At 59.2% G+C, this 19,739-nt stretch carries 20 protein-coding genes and 1 tRNA gene; 9 read left to right on the forward strand and 12 right to left on the reverse strand.

What is annotated here, in order from left to right:
• Positions 1–4: 4 nt before the first annotated feature.
• Complete coding sequence (locus tag BMX55_RS03575) at positions 5–1,267, reverse strand: branched-chain amino acid ABC transporter permease (RefSeq protein ID WP_425432038.1); 1,263 nt, start codon at positions 1,265–1,267, stop codon at positions 5–7.
• Between the two features lie 16 nt (positions 1,268–1,283).
• Positions 1,284–2,204, reverse strand: coding sequence for a branched-chain amino acid ABC transporter permease (locus BMX55_RS03580; protein WP_091452799.1), 921 nt, complete (start codon positions 2,202–2,204; stop codon positions 1,284–1,286).
• A gap of 184 nt (positions 2,205–2,388) precedes the next feature.
• On the opposite strand from BMX55_RS03580, the gene BMX55_RS03585 reads away from it, so the two are divergent.
• Genes BMX55_RS03585 through BMX55_RS03605 form a run of 5 tightly spaced genes read left to right on the forward strand, consistent with a single transcriptional unit; the run spans position 2,389 to position 5,982 of the window.
• Complete coding sequence (locus BMX55_RS03585) at positions 2,389–3,879, forward strand: protein adenylyltransferase SelO (RefSeq protein WP_091452803.1); 1,491 nt, start codon at positions 2,389–2,391, stop codon at positions 3,877–3,879.
• Positions 3,876–4,289 (forward strand): peptide-methionine (R)-S-oxide reductase MsrB, encoded by a 414-nt coding sequence (msrB, locus tag BMX55_RS03590; protein ID WP_091452807.1) that lies wholly within the window; start codon positions 3,876–3,878, stop codon positions 4,287–4,289. Before BMX55_RS03585 ends, msrB begins: the two co-directional genes overlap by 4 nt.
• Positions 4,290–4,323: 34 nt before the next feature.
• Positions 4,324–4,887 (forward strand): septation protein A, encoded by a 564-nt coding sequence (locus tag BMX55_RS03595; RefSeq protein WP_091452811.1) that lies wholly within the window; start codon positions 4,324–4,326, stop codon positions 4,885–4,887.
• The gene (locus BMX55_RS03600) at positions 4,884–5,153 is read left to right on the forward strand and encodes a BolA family protein (protein WP_091452814.1); all 270 of its coding nucleotides are present in this window, start codon (positions 4,884–4,886) and stop codon (positions 5,151–5,153) included. Before BMX55_RS03595 ends, BMX55_RS03600 begins: the two co-directional genes overlap by 4 nt.
• A 43-nt stretch (positions 5,154–5,196) precedes the next feature.
• Entirely contained in the window at positions 5,197–5,982 is a 786-nt protein-coding gene (locus tag BMX55_RS03605; RefSeq protein WP_091452817.1) for a peptidylprolyl isomerase, read from the forward strand.
• Positions 5,983–6,111: 129 nt separating this feature from the next.
• On the opposite strand, the gene BMX55_RS03610 is transcribed toward BMX55_RS03605, so the two are convergent.
• Both BMX55_RS03610 and infA read right to left on the reverse strand, forming a co-directional pair.
• Positions 6,112–6,188: transfer RNA gene (locus BMX55_RS03610), tRNA-Pro, on the reverse strand.
• A gap of 78 nt (positions 6,189–6,266) precedes the next feature.
• On the reverse strand, positions 6,267–6,515 hold the full coding sequence (infA, locus tag BMX55_RS03615; protein WP_091452820.1) for a translation initiation factor IF-1: 249 nt from the start codon (positions 6,513–6,515) through the stop codon (positions 6,267–6,269).
• A 269-nt stretch (positions 6,516–6,784) separates the two neighbouring features.
• On the opposite strand from infA, the gene asd reads away from it, so the two are divergent.
• Positions 6,785–7,636, forward strand: a complete 852-nt coding sequence (asd, locus tag BMX55_RS03620; RefSeq protein WP_091452822.1) for an archaetidylserine decarboxylase — start codon at positions 6,785–6,787, stop codon at positions 7,634–7,636.
• A gap of 22 nt (positions 7,637–7,658) precedes the next feature.
• Here the strand turns inward: asd and BMX55_RS03625 are convergent, their stop codons facing one another.
• Positions 7,659–7,919, reverse strand: a complete 261-nt coding sequence (locus BMX55_RS03625) for a hypothetical protein (RefSeq protein ID WP_245751228.1) — start codon at positions 7,917–7,919, stop codon at positions 7,659–7,661.
• A gap of 131 nt (positions 7,920–8,050) precedes the next feature.
• Between BMX55_RS03625 and BMX55_RS03630 the strand changes: the two genes are divergently transcribed.
• Positions 8,051–10,048: a peptidase U32 family protein gene (locus BMX55_RS03630; protein WP_091452826.1), complete on the forward strand. Its 1,998-nt coding sequence runs from the start codon at positions 8,051–8,053 to the stop codon at positions 10,046–10,048.
• A gap of 38 nt (positions 10,049–10,086) precedes the next feature.
• Positions 10,087–12,750, forward strand: coding sequence for a cation-translocating P-type ATPase (locus BMX55_RS03635; protein ID WP_091452830.1), 2,664 nt, complete (start codon positions 10,087–10,089; stop codon positions 12,748–12,750).
• 3 nt (positions 12,751–12,753) lie between these two features.
• Here the strand turns inward: BMX55_RS03635 and BMX55_RS03640 are convergent, their stop codons facing one another.
• Positions 12,754–13,998 (reverse strand): Bcr/CflA family multidrug efflux MFS transporter, encoded by a 1,245-nt coding sequence (locus tag BMX55_RS03640; RefSeq protein ID WP_091452833.1) that lies wholly within the window; start codon positions 13,996–13,998, stop codon positions 12,754–12,756.
• 198 nt (positions 13,999–14,196) lie between these two features.
• On the opposite strand from BMX55_RS03640, the gene BMX55_RS03645 reads away from it, so the two are divergent.
• The gene (locus BMX55_RS03645) at positions 14,197–15,480 is read left to right on the forward strand and encodes an O-acetylhomoserine aminocarboxypropyltransferase/cysteine synthase family protein (protein WP_091452836.1); all 1,284 of its coding nucleotides are present in this window, start codon (positions 14,197–14,199) and stop codon (positions 15,478–15,480) included.
• A 99-nt stretch (positions 15,481–15,579) separates the two neighbouring features.
• Here BMX55_RS03645 and BMX55_RS16360 read toward each other — a convergent pair whose 3' ends face one another.
• The 6 genes from BMX55_RS16360 to lpxK all read right to left on the reverse strand — a co-directional run bounded on the left by BMX55_RS16360 (position 15,580) and on the right by lpxK (position 19,723).
• Positions 15,580–15,750 (reverse strand): hypothetical protein, encoded by a 171-nt coding sequence (locus BMX55_RS16360; protein ID WP_177172811.1) that lies wholly within the window; start codon positions 15,748–15,750, stop codon positions 15,580–15,582.
• A gap of 103 nt (positions 15,751–15,853) precedes the next feature.
• Positions 15,854–16,819: a DUF808 domain-containing protein gene (locus BMX55_RS03650; protein WP_091453205.1), complete on the reverse strand. Its 966-nt coding sequence runs from the start codon at positions 16,817–16,819 to the stop codon at positions 15,854–15,856.
• Positions 16,820–16,916: 97 nt separating this feature from the next.
• On the reverse strand, positions 16,917–17,573 hold the full coding sequence (gene adk / locus BMX55_RS03655) for an adenylate kinase (RefSeq protein ID WP_091452838.1): 657 nt from the start codon (positions 17,571–17,573) through the stop codon (positions 16,917–16,919).
• 102 nt (positions 17,574–17,675) lie between these two features.
• Positions 17,676–18,482 carry a 3-deoxy-manno-octulosonate cytidylyltransferase gene (gene kdsB, locus BMX55_RS03660; RefSeq protein WP_091452842.1) on the reverse strand — a complete coding sequence of 269 codons (807 nt, stop codon included), beginning with the start codon at positions 18,480–18,482 and terminating at the stop codon, positions 17,676–17,678.
• A complete protein-coding gene (locus tag BMX55_RS03665; protein ID WP_091452845.1) occupies positions 18,479–18,676 on the reverse strand; it encodes a Trm112 family protein in 198 nt (65 codons plus the stop codon). The genes kdsB and BMX55_RS03665 overlap by 4 nt, the downstream gene beginning before the upstream one ends.
• Before the next feature lie 21 nt (positions 18,677–18,697).
• Entirely contained in the window at positions 18,698–19,723 is a 1,026-nt protein-coding gene (gene lpxK, locus BMX55_RS03670) for a tetraacyldisaccharide 4'-kinase (RefSeq protein ID WP_425432039.1), read from the reverse strand.
• Between the last annotated feature and the right edge of the window lie 16 nt (positions 19,724–19,739).

The raw sequence follows: 19,739 nt of genomic DNA on the forward strand, positions 1-19,739 counted from the left end.
CCCATTATACGGTGCTAGTGCTGGGCTTGATAGAAACAGTGTGCAAAACACGAGCCACTCTGCCACGGCACAACATCCAGCCCCCAAGGCCACACAAGCAGCACCCTACGGCCACCATCCAATGGCTAAGGCGGTTGGTATACAGCGCAACCCCAAAAAACTGCAACTGCGGCCCCAGCGTGGCCTGCTGTTGCCAGTGGTAAGCCAACTCTATAAAGGCGCAGCCGCCCAACAGCGCCAGCAACCCGGCCAAGGCTTGGAGTACATGCCAGCGCCCACACAACCGCCATTGCCCCAAGACCAGCCAGCGCCATCCGGCCACCAGCACCGCAGCCAAGCCACCGGGAGCCAGCATCACCACGCCCATAAACACCAACCCCAAATACAACAGCCAAGCCGCCGACAGCTCCGACCACCACACCAGCGTCAGCACCATGAGCACGGCACCCACAATAGGCCCGGCAAAAAATGCCGCCCCGCCCAAAAAGGTAAACAGCAAATAATGGCCCGAGCGTGCCATGCTAAAGCTGTCGGCTGCCGTCACCATCTCTAAGTGGATGGCCGCCAGTGCGCCCCCGATGCCCGCAAAAAAGCCTGCCATGATGAAGGCGATATGGCGCACACGCTGTGGGTTGTAGCCAATAAAGGCGACACGTTCTGGGTTGTCGCGCACCGCATTCAACATGCGGCCCAACGGCGTTTGCGTCAGGCCCCACATTGCCAAAGTACACAGCAGGGCATAAGCGGCAATCAAGTAATAGACTTCTAGCGCTGGGCCAAAAGTGATACCCCACCACGGCGCACCATAAACCCGGTTGCTGCTGATGCCGCTCTCGCCACCAAACCATGCTGGAAACATCAGCGCCACAGCAGCTACCAGCTCGCCCAAACCCAAAGTAATCATCGAGAACACCGTAGCCGATTGGCGCGTGGCGGCAAAGCCCAACACCGCAGCGCAAACCAGCCCAGCCAAGCCGCCCAGCAAAGGCACCAGCACCAGCGGCACCAACGGCCCGCCTTGGCTGGCGGCATTCATCACATGCACGGCCATAAAAGCCCCCAGGCCGGTATAGACGGCATGGCCAAAGCTCAACATACCGCCTTGCCCCAGCAAAATGTTGTAACTCAGGCAAATGATGATGAGCGTGCCCATCTGCGAACCCATGCTCAGGGCCAAACTACTCTGGAAATACCAAGGCCAAGCCAGCGCCAGCAAGGCCAGCACCGCGCCACCAACCCAAGCCCTATAGCGCGCAAATAATGGCAAAGACAAAACCATCCCCTCAATCTTGGCGCTGGCCCAGCAGGCCCTGCGGGCGCAGCACCAACACCAGCACCAGCAACACATAGGGCAAGATGGGTGCCAGTTGCGCCACCGTCAGCTGCCCCAATGGCCCAGCGCCCCACAGCAACGATAGAGGGGTATCCATCGCTACTGCCAGCGTTTGCAACAGGCCAATCAATAAAGAGGCCCAGAAAGCACCGGCCAGCGAGCCAATACCACCCACCACCACCACGACAAAAATAATCGACCCGACCGAAGCGGCCATACCCGGCTCTGTGACATAAGTATTGCCACCAATGACGCCCGCCAAGGCAGCCAAGGCACAACCACAGCCAAACACTAGCATCAAGACACGCGGGACGTTATGCCCCAGTGCCTGCACCATGTTGGGGTGCTCTAAAGCAGCTTGAATCACCAAGCCGATGCGACTGCGCGTGAGCAGCAACCACACCGAGGCCAACATCAGCAGAGCCACCAACATAATAAAAGCCCGTGATTTAGGAAACTGCACGCCATACAAGCTCAGTAGTGGCCCCTGCAAAGCAGGCGGCAGGGCATAGGGTACGGTAGAGCGGCCCCACAACAGTTGCACCACTTCGAGCACCAGATACGAAAGCCCCCACGTCAGCAGCAACTCTGGCACATGGCCAAAGCGATGCACACGGCGCAAACAATAACGCTCCAACAGCGCCCCCAGCACCCCCACGGCCAAGGGGGCCAGCAGCAAAGCCCACCAAAAGCCCCACAGCGCTGAAAAGCTGTAGCCCACATACGCCCCCAGCATATAAAAGCTGGCGTGGGCAAAATTGAGCACCCCCATCAGGCTAAAAATCAGCGTGAGGCCAGCACTGAGCATGAACAGCAGCAGCCCATAGCTGATGCCATTGAGCAACGATACCAACAGCCACTCCCAACCCATCAGTGGCGCTCCTTCGCGGGGCCACCAAAGCTATCGCCCAATCCATCCTTGATGGGTGGCATAAAAATAATAAAGATGAAGGTACAAATCAACATAGGCGGCAGGCATGTTAGCGGCTTGGCCCATGCACACACTTTAACCCTGCCCCCCTTGTGCCTGCCCTTGGGCAACGACAATCGACGCCATGAACCCATCTGCCGATAGTCCACCGCTGGCCGATGCAGGCTGGGTCTGGCACAACCGCTTTGCCAGCCTCAGCCCTGCCTTCTTTACCCGTCTAGCCCCTACACCCTTGCCAGCCCCCTACTGGGTGGGCATCAGCCAAAGCACCGCACAACTGCTGGGGCTACAAGCTGACTGGCTACCATCTGATGCTGCCCTGCACGCCTTCAGCGGCAATCTACCCTTGGCAGGCAGCGCACCACTGGCTAGCGTCTATAGCGGGCACCAGTTTGGCCACTGGGCCGGACAACTGGGCGATGGCCGGGCTATCTGGTTGGGTGAAGTGCAAACCCCCACCGGGCACTTGGAATTGCAACTCAAAGGCAGCGGGCGCACCCCCTATTCGCGCGGAGGTGATGGCCGGGCAGTGCTGCGCTCCAGTATTCGTGAGTTTTTGTGCAGCGAGGCCATGCACGCACTGGGCATTCCCACCACCAGAGCGCTGTGCATCACTGGCTCGCCTGAGCCGGTGTACCGCGAAACCCGCGAAACCGCCGCCGTCGTGACACGGGTTGCACCCAGTTTTATCCGCTTTGGGCACTTTGAACACTTTGCGGCCCGCCAACAATGGGATGAGCTGCGCCAACTGGCCGATTTTGTCATCGACCACTACTATCCCGATTGCAGACACAACGAGCACTTTGCTGGCAACGCCTATGCTGCACTGCTTCATGTGGTGTGTCAACGCAGTGCCGCGTTGGTGGCGCAATGGCAGGCGATGGGCTTTTGCCACGGCGTCCTCAACACCGACAACATGAGTATTTTGGGCCTGACACTCGATTACGGCCCGTTCCAATTTTTGGATGCGTTCGATCCCGGCCATATCTGCAACCACAGTGATAACCAAGGCCGCTATGCCTTCCACCGCCAGCCTGAGGTAGTGCGCTGGAATCTCTACCGGCTAGGGCAGGCACTGCAACCGCTGATCGGTGATCCGGCCATTGCCGAAGCCGCCTTGGCAGGCTACCACCAGCAGTTTAGCGACGCGTTCTTGCAACAGATGCGCGCCAAATTGGGCCTCTCTGTCCCTTGCAGTCAAGACACGGCATTGGTGGGCCAGTTGCTGCAATGGCTGGCGCAACAACGGGTGGATTACACAATCTTCTGGCACCGCCTGTCCGAAGCCGTGGCCCAAAACCACTTTGCTCCGGTGCGCGACCTGCTGCTCGACCCGGTAGATTTTGATGCTTGGTTGCCTACTTACCTTGCCCGGCTAGTCCCAGAAAACCGGGAGCAAGTGGCTGCTACGATGCGGCAAACCAACCCGCGCTTTGTGCTGCGCAACCATCTGGCCGAAGAAACCATCGAGGCCGCGAAACTTGGCGACTTTTCTGTGCTCCAAAACTTACAGGCCGTGCTGGAACGCCCCTTCGACGCCCACCCAGACCATGCGGCATGGGCCGATTTTCCGCCCGCTTGGGCCTCTTCCATCTCCATCAGTTGCTCGTCATGACCTTTCCTATCCAAAAAACCGAAGCCGAGTGGCAAGCCCTACTGCAAGCCAAGAGCGCTGAACCCGGCGCGCTGCAAGTGACGCGCCATGCCGCTACGGAACGCCCCTTTACTGGCAAATACAACCAGCAATGGGCCGATGGCAGCTACCATTGCATCTGCTGCGGCAGCCAATTATTTGATGCCAACACCAAGTTTGACGCCGGTTGTGGCTGGCCCAGCTTTTCACAGGCCCTGCCCGGTGCCATCACCGAAGTCATGGACTACAGCTTGGGCCGAGTCCGGGTAGAGACCGTGTGCAGCCAGTGCGGTGCCCACCTCGGCCATGTGTTTGAAGATGGCCCGGCCCCCACCGGCCTGCGCTACTGCATGAATTCTGCTGCACTGGACTTCACGCCCGACCCCTCCTAAGCCCCACACCCTATCGCTGCCACCACGCCATTTCATGAAAATTCTGCTCGACTTTTTCCCCATCATCCTGTTTTTTGTCGCCTTCAAGCTTGGCGGCATTTATGTGGCTACTGCCGTGGCTATTGCCGCTACCGTGGTGCAAATTGCCTATCTGCGCTTTAAGCACGGCAAGGTCGAACCCATGCAGTGGCTCAGTTTGGGCGTGATTGTGCTGTTTGGTGGTGCCACCTTGTTGGCCCACAGTGAGACCTTTATCAAATGGAAACCCACCGTGCTTTACTGGCTGATGGGCGGGGCGCTGCTAGTCGGGCAATTACTCTTTCGCAAGAACTTCATCAAGAGTTTGATGGGCGCGCAAATGCAGCTGCCTGATGCCATCTGGAACCATCTCAATTGGGCTTGGGCCAGCTTTTTTGCCAGCATGGGCGTGCTCAATCTGTGGGTAGCCTACAACTTTGACACCGACACCTGGGTCAACTTCAAACTGTTTGGCGGCATGGGGCTGATGTTTGCTTTTGTCATCGCCCAAGGCTTGTACTTGGCCCGCCACATCAAAGAACCCGACATCGCCACCCCCAGCAAGGATGCCCAATCATGAGCACACAGCCCATCACTGCCAGCGGTTTGGCGCGCAGCCTGCACGCCGCACTGGCCCCCACCACCCTAGAAGTGCTAGACGAAAGCGCTGCACACGCGGGCCATGCTGGTGCCAATGCGACAGGTGCAGGCAGCCATTTTCGGATACGCATTGCATCACCATTGTTTACCAATTTGCCCCGTGTGCGTCAGCATCGCCTTGTGTATGATGCACTGCAAGAATGGATAGACCGTGGCGTGCATGCCATCGCCATTGACATTCTCTGAACTACTTTTTTTCTTTCTGCTTTTCCCTTTTTTGGATTTCCTCATGAAGAAACAGCTCCTGTCCAGCCTCATGGCCGCCGCCATGCTGGGCACCTTGGCCCTGCCTGCTGCCGCGCAAAATTTGGCTGTTGTCAATGGCAAGCCCGTACCGGTCGAGCGCCTCAACACTATCAAAGAACAGGTAGAACGCTCGGGCCGCAAAGTCAGCGCTGAGATCGAAGCCCGTCTCAAAGACCAGATCATCACCGCCGAAGTGTTCACGCAAGAAGCGCAGCGCTTGGGCCTAGAGTCTTCGGCCAACTACAAAGCACAAATGGAACTGGCTCGCCAACAAGTGCTCATGAATGAACTGTTTGCCGACTACCAAGCCAAGAACCCAGTCACTGAGGCCGAAATCAAGGCCGAGTACGACAAGTTTGTGGCGGCCAATGGTGGCAAAGAATACAAAGCCAGCCACATCTTGGTAGAAAAAGAAGACGATGCCAAAGCGATCCTGGCCTCCATCAAAAAGGGCGGCAAGTTTGAAGACATCGCCAAAAAGCAATCCAAAGACCCAGGCTCTGGTGCCAAGGGTGGCAACCTAGACTGGGCCAACCCCGCCAGCTACGTACCTGAATTTACCGAAGCCCTGATCAAGCTGGAAAAAGGCAAAATGACCCAAACCCCGGTCAAGAGCCAATTTGGCTGGCACATCATCCGCTTGGATGACACCCGCCAAGCCCAATTGCCCAAGCTCGACGAGGTCAAGCCCCAAGTAGCCCAACAACTGCAACAGCAAAAGGTCAGCCAGTACCAAGAAAGCCTGCGCGCCAAGGCCAAGGTGGAATAAGCCGCACTTTGCAGCCCACACTAACAACGAACGCGGCTTTGGCCGCGTTTTTTCTTGCCCTTGGTGGGCGAAGAAAGTCCAGGCAGTAAAAAAGCCTGTTGCACTTACGCACAACAGGCTTTCAAACGGTGGTCGGAGCGGCGGGATTCGAACTCGCGACCCTCTGCTCCCAAAGCAGATGCGCTACCAGGCTGCGCTACGCTCCGACAAGACTTGAATTATATCCCTGAAAAACGCCCAATCTAGGCCACAACGTTAAAAATCAGGAAAAAATACAAAAATGATCAACGTGGGCTAGGGCCAGGGCCACGGCCAGCCAGATGGCGGAAGGTGATACGACCCTTGCTCAGGTCGTAGGGTGACATCTCTAGCGAAACCTTGTCGCCCGCCAAAATACGGATGTGGTGCTTGCGCATTTTGCCGCCGGTGTAGGCAATCAGCTGGTGCCCATTTTCTAGCGTCACGCGAAAGCGCGAGTCGGGCAGCACTTCGGTCACGCTGCCCTGCATTTCAATCAGTTCTTCTTTAGCCATTGTTTATCTCGTAAAAAGCAAATCGGTGTGTTTAGCGTGTCTTATCACCCTGTACCTGTAAAGGGTGGGCTGCACTTGGCGTGGCGGGCTGTGAGGGTCGCTGCACCCGCAAAGCAGGTGAGGAAGGTGCCGTGGAGAGACGGCTTCAATGTGCATGCAGAACGCGCCGTGCATGAGCGCTATCGATTGTAACGCGCTTGCAGCAAAGACATATCATTTTCTTTGCGCACCGATAGAATGGCCCATCCACCATTACCAGCCCCTTGCCTGTGTCCGATCGTCTTGCTGTCTTGCCACAATATCTTTTGCCCCAGCGGGCGTTGACCACGCTGGCCGGTCGTGTTGCCCACACACAGGGCGGAGCTTGGACTACGGCGTTGATTCGCCGTTTTGTGGCCCGTTATGGTGTGGATATGTCAGAGGCTGCAGAGCCAGATATCAGCCGATACGCTAGCTTTAACGACTTTTTTACCAGATCCCTGAAACCGGGTGCACGGCCTTTGGCGCAAGCCGATTGGATTTGCCCCGTAGACGGGGCGGTGAGCCAATCGGGAGCCATTGAGGGCGATCAAATTTTTCAGGCCAAAGGCCACCGCTACAGCACCAGCGCACTACTAGGGGGCGATGCTGCCTTGGCCGCGCAGTTTGCCAACGGCCATTTTGCGACCATTTACCTCAGCCCACGCGACTACCACCGCATTCACATGCCTTGTGCTGGCCGCTTGCAACGCATGGTGCATGTACCGGGGGCGCTGTTCTCGGTCAACCCAACCACTGCACGCGGCGTGCCGGGTCTGTTTGCTCGCAACGAGCGCGTGGTGTGCCTGTTTGATACCACCAACGGCCCGATGGTGCTGGTGTTGGTGGGCGCTACCATTGTGGGTAGCATGGCTACGGTGTGGCATGGGCAAGTCAACCCGCCACGCTCCGGGCAATTGCGCAGTTGGAGCTATACCGATCAAAACATTCACCTAGAACAAGGCCAAGAGATGGGGCGCTTTCTGCTCGGCTCAACCGTGGTGCTGTTGTTTCCACCCGGCCCGCTGCATTTCAATGCCGATTGGGCCCCGGCCAAGCCGGTACGGCTGGGCCAAGCAATGGCGCAGCGCAAAGCCACCTGAACCGGCGCACCGGCCCAAAGCATCAGCGGCGCACTTGACGCTCAATAGAAAACGTGGCCGGAGCTACGCGCAAGGTTTCGGGGCGCACCGGGTGCTCGAATCCGTTCAGATAAACCCACAGCTCGCGACGGCGAATCATCACGTAGCTGACGGTATGCTTTTTACCAGCCCACAAAACCACCGTGCCTGGCCGAAACAAAGGCATACGAAAGAGCTTGCCATCCACCGGACTGGCATCTAGGCTCAGGATCTTTTTTTTGGCTACCAATGGAACTGGAATCATTGCCACAATGCTATCGCACTAGAGGCCCCCTTGGCACATAGGCGAGGTGATGACATGGAGCCCTAACGGGAAATTGTTGTTTTAGCGTACAGGGGCAAGGGCCATGTAAGTGGCGCAGGATAATCACGCCCATGTCTCTCCTGCCCTATCAGCTTGAATTACTCTCCCCGGCACGCGATGCCGATATTGGCATTGAAGCCATCAACCACGGTGCCGATGCCGTTTATATTGGCGGCCCAGCCTTTGGTGCCCGTGCCGGTGCTGGCAATGATTTGCGCAACCTAGAGCGCCTGATCGGCCACGCACACCGGTTTCATAGCCGCATTTTTATCACCCTCAACACCATTTTGCGCGACGATGAGCTAGATGGCGCACGCCAAATGGCTTGGGATGTGTACCACGCCGGGGCCGATGCCCTGATTATCCAAGACATGGGCTTGCTAGAGCTAGACTTGCCCCCGATCCAGCTCCATGCCAGCACCCAAACTGACATCCGTACGCCAGAAAAAGCCCGTTTTTTACAAGATGTGGGTTTGAGCCAGATTGTGCTGGCGCGTGAACTGACAGTAGCGCAAATTGCCGCTATACGCGCCGCCACCGACCCGGCACGCTGCGCCATTGAATTTTTTGTGCATGGTGCCCTGTGCGTGGCCTACAGCGGCCAGTGCAACATCAGCCACGCCCACACTGGCCGCAGTGCCAATCGGGGCGATTGCAGCCAAGCCTGCCGCTTGCCCTACCAAGTGGTAGATGACACAGGCCGCTTTGTAGCCCACGATAAGCATGTACTGAGCATGAAGGACAACAACCAAAGCGAGAACTTGCGCGCTTTGGTGGATGCTGGGGTGCGCAGTTTCAAGATTGAGGGCCGCTACAAAGACATGGCCTATGTCAAAAATATCACCGCACACTACCGCAAGCTGCTCGATGATATTTTGGAAGAGCGCCAGTTTTCTGAACAGCCGCTGGCGCGGGCCTCCAGCGGCCAAACCACCTTTAGCTTTACCCCCGATCCGCTGCAAAACTTTAACCGCGAGTTCACGGATTATTTTGTCAATGGCCGCCAAGAAGACATCGGTGCCTTTGACACGCCCAAAAACCCCGGCCAAGCCATCGGCTGGGTCACCAAGCTGGGGCCAGATTTTGTGGAGTTGGAAGTAAGCAACCCCGACACCGTGCTGCACAACGGCGATGGCCTGTGCTACTACGACCTGCAAAAAGAGCTGGTCGGGCTGGCTATCAACCGAGCCGAGCCGGTATCGCCGCGCAACAAAACGCAGTGGCGCGTCTTCCCGAAAGACCCGATGGAGGGTTTGAAGGATTTGCGCAAGGGCACCGAAATCAACCGCAACCGGGATATGGATTGGGTACGCACGCTGGACAAAAAGTCCAGCGACCGGCGCATCGGCCTGTGGGTGCAACTGGCTGAAACGGCCACTGGCTTTGCCCTGACCCTGACCGATGAAGATGGTTTTGCTGGCACGGCCACCGTAGAGCAAACGCACCAGCCCGCCACTGATGCCAACAAGGCAGAAGCCAACCTGCGGGAACAATTAGGCCGCTTGGGTGCCACCCTCTTTGCCGTGCATGACATCAGCCTGTCGCTGGCACAGCCGTGGTTTGTTCCGGCCTCGGTGCTCAATGCGCTGCGCCGTGATGCCGTGGCGGCCCTAGAGGCTGCCCGCACCAGCGGCTTACAACGCCTGCCGCGCGCCCAGCCAGTGGTGCCTCCGGTGCCATACCCTGAAGACACCCTGAGCTATCTGGCCAACGTCTTTAACCACAAGGCCCGTGATTTTTATGCCAAGCACGGCGTGCGGGTGATTGATGCCGCCTACGAAAGCCACGAGGAAGAAGGCGAAGTGAGCCTGATGATCACCAAGCATTGCGTGCGCTTTTCCCTCAGCCTGTGCCCCAAGCAAGCCAAGGGCGTCATTGGCGTCAAAGGCACGATCAAAGCCGAGCCGCTGCACCTCATCAATGGCAAAGAAAAACTGACCCTGCGCTTTGATTGCAAACCTTGCGAGATGCACGTGATGGGCAAAATCAAGCGCTCGGTGTTACAACAGCAGCAAAGAGCGGCTCAAGAGCAACCCTTGCAGTTTTACCGCACCCGCCCACCAGCCTAAGTACGTGTTGACGCCCTCAACACCTAGGAGACAAGCCCATGTCCACCCCCATTCAGCCGGGCGAATGCTATTTGCAGGATATCGACGCACTGGCCCAAGCCCAAGCCGTTGATCTGGCGCAGGGCTTGGGCAGCGAAGAGGTCTCCCGCCGCACCCACACCCATGGCCCCAATGAGCTCGCAGCGGGCAAAACCCGCAGCCCTTGGCAGTTGTTGCTAGACCAGTTCAAAGACTTTATGGTGCTGGTGCTGTTGGGGGCAGCCGTCATCTCCGGGTTGGTGGGTGAGTTGACCGATACGCTGGTCATTTTGCTCATTGTGGTGCTCAATGCGGTGATTGGCTTTGTGCAGGCTTGGCGGGCCGACAAAGCCTTGGCAGCACTGCGCCAATTGGCCGCAGCCCATGCTACGGTGCTGCGCAATGGCCAAGTGCAGGTGGTGCCCGCCAGTGTGCTGGTGCCCGGCGACATTGTGCTGCTGGAGGCAGGCAACCAAATTCCTGCTGATCTGCGCCTGATCGAGATTGCGCAACTGCAAGTAGATGAGTCAGCCCTGACCGGCGAATCCGTCACCGTGGCCAAACAAACCGCCACCCTGCAACGCGAAGGCACCAATGCCTTGGGTGACCGTACGAATATGGCCTTCAAGGGCACCACGGCCACGCATGGCCGGGGGCGGGGGCTGGTGGTAGCCACCGGGATGCGCACTGAACTGGGTAAGGTAGCCACCTTGCTCGACAGCGGCGAGCGCAGCACACCGCTGCAATTGCGCTTGGCCGCTTTTGGCAAAAAACTGGCCTTGGCGGTACTGGCTATTTGTGCCATCTTGTTTATCACCGGCCTGCTGCGCGGAGAAAACCCGGCACTGATCGCCCTGACCGCCATCAGCTTGGCCGTGGCTGCTATCCCGGAGGCGCTGCCCGCCGTAGTCACCATCTTGTTGGCACTGGGAGCACGGCGCATGGTCGGGGTCAATGCGCTGGTGCGGCGCTTGCCCTCGGTAGAAACGCTGGGTTCTGTCACTACCATCTGTTCCGACAAAACCGGTACCCTGACGCAAAACCGGATGCACGCCGAATTGGTGTTGGCCTTGGGCCAGCGCTGGGTGCCGGGCGACCCGCTGCCCAGCCCTGTACATACCGAAGCCCTGCGCGCTGCCGCCCTGTGCAACGATGCGGCACGGCATGGCAGCGACCAAGACAGTGCCACAGCGGGCAACGCTTGGCAAGGCGACCCCACCGAAACCGCCTTGGTGCTGGCTGCCCATGCCGGGGGCGTAGAAAAAGCAGCACTGGATGCCGCCAGCCCGCGTGTGCAAGAGCAACCTTTTGACTCTGAGCGCAAGCGCATGACCACCTTCCACAAAGAGGGGGATGGCTTTGTCGCTTACACCAAAGGCGCGCCTGAATCCATGCTGCCACGCTGCACCCGACAATGGACGCCCGACGGCCCGCAGCCGCTAGACACAGAAGCGGTACTACAAACAGCCCAAACCTTGGCCGCACAAGGCTTGCGCGTGCTGGCGCTGGCGCGGCGCAGCCATACCCTCCTGCCCGATACCAATGCCCTTGAAGCCGTAGAAAACGAACTGGAACTGCTGGGCTTGATCGCCCTGATTGATCCACCGCGCACTGAGGCACAGGCTGCGGTGCGCGACTGCATTACCGCAGGCATCATTCCGGTGATGATTACCGGCGACCACCCCGCCACCGCCCGCGCCATTGCCCACCGGCTGGGCATTGTCGATAGCACCGAGGCCCCAGTGCTGACTGGCGCTGATTTAACCAGCATGAACGATGCAGCCTTACAAGCCCAAGTGGGGCGGGTGCGGGTGTACGCACGGGTAGACCCGGCACAGAAAATCCGCATCGTCGAGGCGCTACAGGCCCAAGGCCATTTTGTGGCCATGACGGGCGATGGTGTCAATGATGCCCCGGCGCTCAAACGTGCCGATATTGGCATTGCGATGGGCAAAGGCGGCACCGATGTGGCGCGTGAAGCCTCCAGCTTGGTGCTGCTGGACGATAACTTTGCCACCATTGTGGCGGCAGTGAAAGAAGGGCGGCGCATCTACGACAACATCCGCAAGTTTGTTCGTTACACCATGACCGACAACTCTGGGGAGATCATCACCATCTGCATGGCCCCGTTGCTGGGGCTGCCCATGCCGCTGTTGCCAATTCATATTTTGTGGGTCAATTTGGTCACTGATGGCCTGCCAGGGCTGGCCTTGGCCACCGAGCCTGCCGAGCGCAACATCATGCGCCGTCCTCCCCGCCCGCCCACCGAGAGCATGTTTGCTGGCGGTATGTGGCAGCATATTTTGGGCATTGGCCTGCTGCTGGGGGCCTTGTGCTTGGGGGTGCAGGCTTGGGCGATAGACACCGGCCACGATAATTGGCAAACGATGGTGTTTACCGTGCTCATCCTAGGCCAGATGGCGCACATCATGGGCATCCGCTCCGAAACCGAGCCGCTGTGGCGCTTGGGCTTGCGCACCAACTTGCCGCTGCTGGGGGCCGTGGTATTGACCTTCGTTTTGCAGATGGCGACTATTTATGTGCCCGCGCTCAACCCCATTTTTAAAACCCAGCCCCTCAGTGCTCTGGAGCTGGGTGTTTGCTTGGCAGCGGCCTCGATGATGTATGTGGCCGTGGAGCTGGAAAAGCTGTGGCGCAATCGGCCATCGCGGCGCGTGGTTTGATCTTTAGTACTGACTGGGCGCTTGTGGGGTGCTATCGGGCTTGACCCAGCGGTGGTAGCAACCCCAAGCTCCCAAGCCGCACAGGGCCATCACCAGCGCCAATGGCTGGCTGCTGCCGTTGTGCAAGCCCCCCACCAAGGCTCCGGCCAACGTGGCAAATAAAAAAGCCAAAGCCCCATTAAAAGCAGCCGCCGTACCGGCACGCCGCCCCTGCGTAGCTAAAGCACAAGCACTGGCATTGGGGCCAATCACCCCCACGCTGGCCATAAAAACAAAACAGCCCAGCACAAACCAAGGCAGCGACATCCAGCCCGCCAACGCCAGCACCGCCAAAGCCACGCCCGCCACGAGCGGCAGCCACAGCGCCCGGCGCAGCAAGGTGGTGGCGGCCATCTTTCTCAGCCAATAGGCATTGAGCTGGCTGGCCGCAATCAGGCCCAGCGCATTGGCACCAAAAAACCAGCCATAGTTCTGTGCTGTCACCCCATAGAGCTGCATCAATACAAACGGTGAGCCTGCAATGTAGGCAAACATGCCCGCCCGCGTCAGGCCCGCACTGAGCACAAAGCCCATAAAGCTACGGTCGTGCAGCAAATCACGGTAATTGCGCGCTACAGTGCCCCATTGCAAGGGTGGCTCTTGGGCGGTGTTATGGCTTTCTTCTAAACCCAGCCAAACCCCAAGCAGGCAGATCAGGCCAAACACCACCAACACGCCAAAAATAGCCCGCCAGCCCCACCATTGCAGCAGCCAGCCCCCCACCAAGGGGGCCAAAATAGGGGCCAGCCCCATCACCAGCATCAGCAATGAGAAAACCCGCGCTGAGTCGCGCGCACCCATGCGGTCGCGTACCATCGCGCTGGGCACCACCAACCCGGCACAGCCGCCCATGCCCTGCAAAAACCGACACACGCACAGCATGGTAATGTTGTCGGCCAAGGCGCACCCCAGCGAGGCCAAGGCGTACAGGGTAAAACCGACATACAGCGGCAGCTTGCGGCCAAAGCGGTCACTGACCGGGCCATAAATCAACTGGCCCAAGGTCAGGCCAATAAAGAAGGTGGACAGCGTCCACTCCATGCTGCCAGCTGGGGCGTGCAAATCCTGCTCTACCTGCACAAAACTGGGCAGGTACATGTCGATGGTCAAGGGGGCCACCGCCGTGAGCATCCCCAGCAGCACAATCCAGAGGGTAAAGCGGTGGCCGGTGGGTGGCCCCAGCGGCGCAAACGGAGAAGAAGAGCTCATGGCTAACGCGATGCAGACCCCAAAAGGCCATGCAAAAGCCAGTCATTATCCCGTGGACACCCGTTTCTTGCAGCGCGGCTACTGCCACGAAAAAGCATAAGCACATTTGAAAAATATCGCCGGGGCAGCACCGCCCCCATGCAACAATGCCCGCCAGCTCCGCATGGGCGCGGGGCCTGCCTTTGAGGAAAAAATTTCATGCACCTTGATACCCTTGCCGTCCACGCCGGTTACTCCCCCGATCCCACCACCAAATCGGTGGCAGTGCCTATCTACCAAACGGTGGCCTATGCCTTTGACAGCGCACAGCATGGCGCTGACCTGTTCGATCTGAAAGTACAGGGCAACATCTACACCCGGATCATGAACCCCACCACCGACGTGCTAGAAAAGCGCGTGGCGGCTTTGGAAGGTGGCATTGGGGCGCTGGCATTGGCCTCGGGCATGGCAGCCATTACCGCAGCGATTCAAACGCTGGCCGAAGCGGGTGACAACATCGTCTCGGCCAGCACGCTGTATGGCGGCACCTACAACCTGTTTGCCCACACCTTCCCGCAGCAAGGCATTGACGTACGCTTTGCCGACCCACGCGACCCAGCCAGCTTTGCCCAACACATTGATGCCCGCACCAAGGCCATCTTTATTGAATCTATTGGCAACCCACTGGGCAACGTCACTGACATCCGCGCGCTGGCTGATGTGGCCCATGCCCACGGCGTACCACTGATTGTGGACAACACCGTGCCCAGCCCCTACCTGCTGCGCCCGATTGAGCACGGTGCCGACATCGTGGTGCACTCCCTCACCAAATACTTGGGCGGCCACGGCAACAGCGTCGGCGGCGCGATTGTCGATAGCGGCAAATTCCCTTGGGCCGAGCACAAAGAGCGCTTCAAGCGCCTCAATGAGCCTGATGTGAGCTACCACGGCGTGGTCTATACCGAAGCACTGGGCGCTGCGGCCTTTATTGGCCGCGCCCGCGTGGTGCCGCTGCGCAATATGGGCGCGGCATTGGCACCGCTCAACGCCTTCCTGATTTTGCAAGGCATTGAAACCTTGGCCCTGCGCATGGACCGCATTTGCGACAACACCCAAGCGCTGGCCCAATACCTAGAACAGCACCCCAAGGTGGAATGGGTGCGCTACGCTGGTCTGCCCAACCACCCCGACCATGCCCTTGTCCAGCGTCAGCTCGGTGGCAAGGCTTCGGGTATTTTGTCGTTCAGCCTCAAGGGCCAAGAGGCCGACCCCCGCGCTGCGGGCGCGCGCTTCTTGGATGCGCTGCAACTGTTCACGCGCTTGGTCAACATTGGCGATGCCAAATCGCTGGCTACCCATCCGGCCTCCACCACCCACCGCCAGCTCAACCCCACAGAACTGGCGAAGGCCGGTGTCAGTGAAGGCATGGTGCGTCTGTCTGTAGGTATCGAGCACATCGACGACCTGCGCGCCGATCTGGCCCAAGCGCTAGACAAGGTATAAGCCAACAGCCCCACCACGGGGCATTGAAACAAAAAAAGCCCTCATAGAGGGCTTTTTTGATGCAGAGCGCAACAAAGCACGCTTTGCAGAAGAGCTAGATCAGCCGCCCTTTTTGGAGCGCTTGCCGGGGTTCTTCTTGCTGCGTGTTGCCACGCCGCGTTCCAGACTGACGCGCTGACCACGGCCTGGGGTAGCCAAAGTCACGCCATTAGGAGTTTGGGGGCGGGGGGTGCGCTTGCGATCTGCTTCAGTAACGATTTTGTTGCCCATGAATGGCCTCCGTTGAAAGTGAAAATAAAAAGAAAAGCCCTCTATTAGGCCACAGCCAGAAAGGGGGTGGCATAAATAGGGGCTGTGGCAGCCCTCACGCCCCTCAGTGGGCTGTGCCGCGCAAGCGCTGTACCAGCAGCACCACCGCCAATACAATGGCCCCGGCCAGTACTCCCAGCAGTGCATTGAGGCCGTTGGGCACCAGCACCTGCCACAGTGCCCCCGCAGGCCATTGCAAGGCTGCTACCCCGGCGGCCTCAATGTGGTGGTGCAGCCACGGCACGCCGTGCGCCAAAATTCCACCCCCCACCAAAAACATAGCTGCCGTGCCCGCCACTGACAGGCCCTTCATCAGCCAAGGAGCCGCCCCAACAATGCCCCGGCCCAGCCCTTGCACCAAGGTGCTGCTTTGGCGGGTCAGCCACAAGCCCAGATCATCGAGTTTGACGATACCGGCCACCAGCCCATACACTCCCGCCGTCATGATGATGGCAATGCCCGACAGCACCGTCACCTGCTGAATAAACGGTGCTGCCGCTACCGTACCCAGCGTGATGGCAATGATTTCTGCCGACAAAATAAAATCCGTGCGCACTGCACCCTTGACCTTGTCGCGCTCAAACGCGGCCAAATCCGCCACTGGGGCAGCAGCGTCTTCGCCCTCTTCGCTGTCCTGGGGATGCCAAAAGGCATGGGCGAGTTTTTCGCAGCCCTCAAAGCACAAAAAGGCCCCGCCCACCATCAACAGCGGCGTGACCGCCCAAGGGGCCAGTGCGCTAATAAGCAAGGCCAGCGGCACCAAAATGGCCTTGTTGAGCAGTGAGCCTTTAGCCACCGCCCAAACCACCGGGATTTCGCGCTCGGCGCGCACACCGGCCACCTGCTGCGCGTTCAAGGCCAGATCATCACCCAGTACCCCAGCCGTCTTTTGTGCTGCCACCTTGGTCATGACCGAGACATCGTCGGCCATTGCCACACTTTTTTTGGCGGCTACTTTGGTCATCAAGGCCACGTCGTCCAAGATGGTGGCGATATCGTCCAACAGGGTCAATAGACTGGCTCCAGCCATAGCAGCTCCTTGAAAGAGAAAAGTAACACGCGCCACCACCAAAAGCAAAACGCCCCGCACGGGGGCGGGGCGCATTACTGGGCAAGGCCCGTAGCGATTAACCAGCCAAAGCCGCAAAGGCGCGGGTGGTGATGTCTTCTACCGTGCCAGTGCCGCTGATAGCGCGGTACTTGGGGGCGGCTTCAGGCTCTTGGGCTGCCCACTGGCTGTAGTAGTCCACCAAGGGACGGGTTTGGGCGCTGTATACGTCCAAACGCTTTTTAACGGTTTCTTCTTTGTCGTCGTCGCGCTGCACCAGCGGCTCGCCGGTGACGTCGTCCGCACCCTCCACCTTGGGTGGGTTGAACTTGACGTGGTAAGTGCGGCCCGAAGCGGGGTGCGAGCGGCGGCCACCCATGCGCTCAATGATGGCGTCAAACGGCACATCGATTTCAAGCACGTAGTCGAGCTTAACGCCAGCAGCCTTCATGGCGTCTGCTTGGGGGATAGTGCGCGGAAAGCCATCAAACAAGAAACCATTGGCGCAGTCAGGCTGGGCAATGCGCTCTTTGACCAAGTTGATGATGAGGTCGTCACTGACCAAACCACCGGCATCCATCACTGCTTTAGCCTCAATGCCCAAGGGCGTACCGGCCTTGACGGCAGCGCGCAGCATGTCGCCGGTAGAGATTTGTGGAATGCCATATTTTTGGCAGATGAACGTGGCTTGGGTGCCTTTTCCAGCGCCGGGTGCGCCGAGCAGAATCAGTCTCATGGAAAGTCCTCTGGATGTAAATAGCGATGGCAGCTGCTGACCAGAAAAACTCTGGGCGCAGCACTCTTGTCAATGGACAAGGATAGCACGCACAACCTATGCCTAGCCTGACGCCAGCAAGGCGCGCACCCGATCTAGGTCTTCGGGGGTATCCACCCCTAGGCCGGGGGCCGTGGCAGCCACATGCACCGCAATGCGATGGCCATGCCACAGGGCACGCAGTTGCTCCAGCGCCTCCAGAGCCTCAGTGGGGGCCGGGGCCAACTGTGGAAAATCACGCAAAAAACCGGCCCGATAACTGTAGAGACCAATGTGGCGCAGCGGCGCAAAACCCGCCAAGGCAGCAACCTGCGGATAGGCTGGCAATGCACGGCCATCCCACCAAGGGCTATCCGCCAGATCACGGGCGTGCGGAATAGGGGCACGGCTAAAGTATTGCGCCATGCCACGCGCATCCAGCACCACCTTCACGATGTTCGGATTGGTGTAATCGGCTTGGCTGTTGATGGCGTGGGCAGCGGTGCCCATACTGGCGTCTGGATGCTGGTGCAACAGTGCCGCCACCGCAGCAATCAGCAGCGGATCGATCAGTGGCTCGTCCCCCTGCACATTGACCACCACATCGTTGCCAGACAAGTCCAGCAGGGCGCAGGCTTCGGCCAAACGGTCACTGCCATTGGCGTGGTCGGGGCGGGTCAGGATAGATTCAATGCCGTGGGCGGCACAGGCTTGCTCGATACGCGCATCGTCGGTGGCAACCACGGTACGCAAGGCACCGCTTTGCGCGGCACGTTGGGCCACGCGCACCACCATCGGCAGGCCAGCAATATCGGCCAGCGGTTTGCCCGGCAGGCGGCTAGACGCCATCCGTGCCGGAATCAGCACGGTAAAGGGGGCAGCAGACATCATGCGGCAGCAGCCCAGTGTTCCAACTCATCATCGGTCAGGGTGCGGGCTTCGTCTTCGAGCAGCACCGGAATACCGTCGCGCACCGGGTAGGCCAGCCGGGCGCTGCGCGAGACCAGCTCTTGGTATTCGCGGTCGTAAATGAGCGAGCCTTTGGTGACGGGGCAGACCAGCAGTTCAAGCAGTTTGGAGTCCATGATGGTGCAGTGCAAAGAATGTCAAGAAGAGGAGCGTGATGATAGTGTGCGGGCCAGACAGGCATCGAGGGCGGTAAAAAAGCCGGGGGCGATCTCTACGTGCAACGGTACTGCCAGCGCTTCAGGATGGTGCCGCCAGAGCTTGGCGGCATCTTTTTCTGTACACAGCAGGGGCTGGCCGGGCTGGGCTGGACTGCGCCAACCATCAAAGTTGAAATGATCGGGCAAGGCCACAGCATGCTCTACCTGCAAGCCCTGAGCGGCCAACATGGCAAAAAAATGCTCAGGGCGGGCAATAGCCGCCACCGCCACCAACCCTTGGCCTTGCAGTGCCGCCAAAGGCAGTTGTGTGCCATCGGCGCGCACGGCCCAAGGGGCTAGTTGGCGCTTTAGGGCAAAGGTGGGGGCACTACTGGTTGGGGGGTTGCCTGCATGCACCACCAAATCCACCGCACGGGGCCAAGACTCACGCAAGGGGCCAGCAGGCAGCAGCCAGCCATTGCCAATCCCTTCTTCATTAAAAACACAGATTTCGATGTCGCGCTCTAAAGCCCAGTGCTGTAACCCATCATCGCACACCATGATGTTGACTTCTGGGTGCTGGGCGCGCAAATGGCGGGCCGCATCCATGCGCTTTGCGGCCACGGCCACCGGCACCTTGCAGGCCCGTGCCAGCAGGAGGGGTTCATCACCCACATCATCTGGGTGGCTGTCGGGTGGTACGCTGCGGCAGTCGTGGCTGCGGCGGCCATAGCCGCGTGACACCACCCCTGGCCGCCAGCCTTGGTTTTGCAAATGGCGCACCACGGCCATCACTACCGGCGTTTTTCCCGCACCACCGGCAATCACATTGCCCACCACAATGACAGGCACCCCCGGATGTTGTGCTGGCAACCAACCCACGCGGTAAAGGGCTTGTCGCCCACGCGCTAGCAGCCCATAAAGCAGAGAGAGCGGCCACAGTATCTTGGCACCCCAACCCCGATAGCGCCATAGGCGGCGCAATGTGGCTTCAGACATGGTGTGGCAGGCAGCAGGCTGCGCCAAGGCAGCCGCTGCACAA

Source organism: Giesbergeria anulus, from assembly GCF_900111115.1.
GTDB lineage: Bacteria > Pseudomonadota > Gammaproteobacteria > Burkholderiales > Burkholderiaceae_C > Simplicispira > Simplicispira anulus.

Bases quoted from the DNA above. Each gene is read 5' to 3' on its own strand.
- BMX55_RS03580 (WP_091452799.1), bottom strand. From the start codon at position 2,204: ATGGGTTGGGAGTGGCTGTTGGTATCGTTGCTCAATGGCATCAGCTAT.
- BMX55_RS03585 (WP_091452803.1), top strand. From the start codon at position 2,389: ATGAACCCATCTGCCGATAGTCCACCGCTGGCCGATGCAGGCTGGGTC.
- msrB (WP_091452807.1), top strand. From the start codon at position 3,876: ATGACCTTTCCTATCCAAAAAACCGAAGCCGAGTGGCAAGCCCTACTG.
- BMX55_RS03595 (WP_091452811.1), top strand. From the start codon at position 4,324: ATGAAAATTCTGCTCGACTTTTTCCCCATCATCCTGTTTTTTGTCGCC.
- BMX55_RS03600 (WP_091452814.1), top strand. From the start codon at position 4,884: ATGAGCACACAGCCCATCACTGCCAGCGGTTTGGCGCGCAGCCTGCAC.
- BMX55_RS03605 (WP_091452817.1), top strand. From the start codon at position 5,197: ATGAAGAAACAGCTCCTGTCCAGCCTCATGGCCGCCGCCATGCTGGGC.
- infA (WP_091452820.1), bottom strand. From the start codon at position 6,515: ATGGCTAAAGAAGAACTGATTGAAATGCAGGGCAGCGTGACCGAAGTG.
- BMX55_RS03625 (WP_245751228.1), bottom strand. From the start codon at position 7,919: ATGATTCCAGTTCCATTGGTAGCCAAAAAAAAGATCCTGAGCCTAGAT.
- BMX55_RS03630 (WP_091452826.1), top strand. From the start codon at position 8,051: ATGTCTCTCCTGCCCTATCAGCTTGAATTACTCTCCCCGGCACGCGAT.
- BMX55_RS03635 (WP_091452830.1), top strand. From the start codon at position 10,087: ATGTCCACCCCCATTCAGCCGGGCGAATGCTATTTGCAGGATATCGAC.
- BMX55_RS03640 (WP_091452833.1), bottom strand. From the start codon at position 13,998: ATGAGCTCTTCTTCTCCGTTTGCGCCGCTGGGGCCACCCACCGGCCAC.
- BMX55_RS03645 (WP_091452836.1), top strand. From the start codon at position 14,197: ATGCACCTTGATACCCTTGCCGTCCACGCCGGTTACTCCCCCGATCCC.
- BMX55_RS16360 (WP_177172811.1), bottom strand. From the start codon at position 15,750: ATGGGCAACAAAATCGTTACTGAAGCAGATCGCAAGCGCACCCCCCGC.
- BMX55_RS03650 (WP_091453205.1), bottom strand. From the start codon at position 16,819: ATGGCTGGAGCCAGTCTATTGACCCTGTTGGACGATATCGCCACCATC.
- adk (WP_091452838.1), bottom strand. From the start codon at position 17,573: ATGAGACTGATTCTGCTCGGCGCACCCGGCGCTGGAAAAGGCACCCAA.
- kdsB (WP_091452842.1), bottom strand. From the start codon at position 18,482: ATGATGTCTGCTGCCCCCTTTACCGTGCTGATTCCGGCACGGATGGCG.
- BMX55_RS03665 (WP_091452845.1), bottom strand. From the start codon at position 18,676: ATGGACTCCAAACTGCTTGAACTGCTGGTCTGCCCCGTCACCAAAGGC.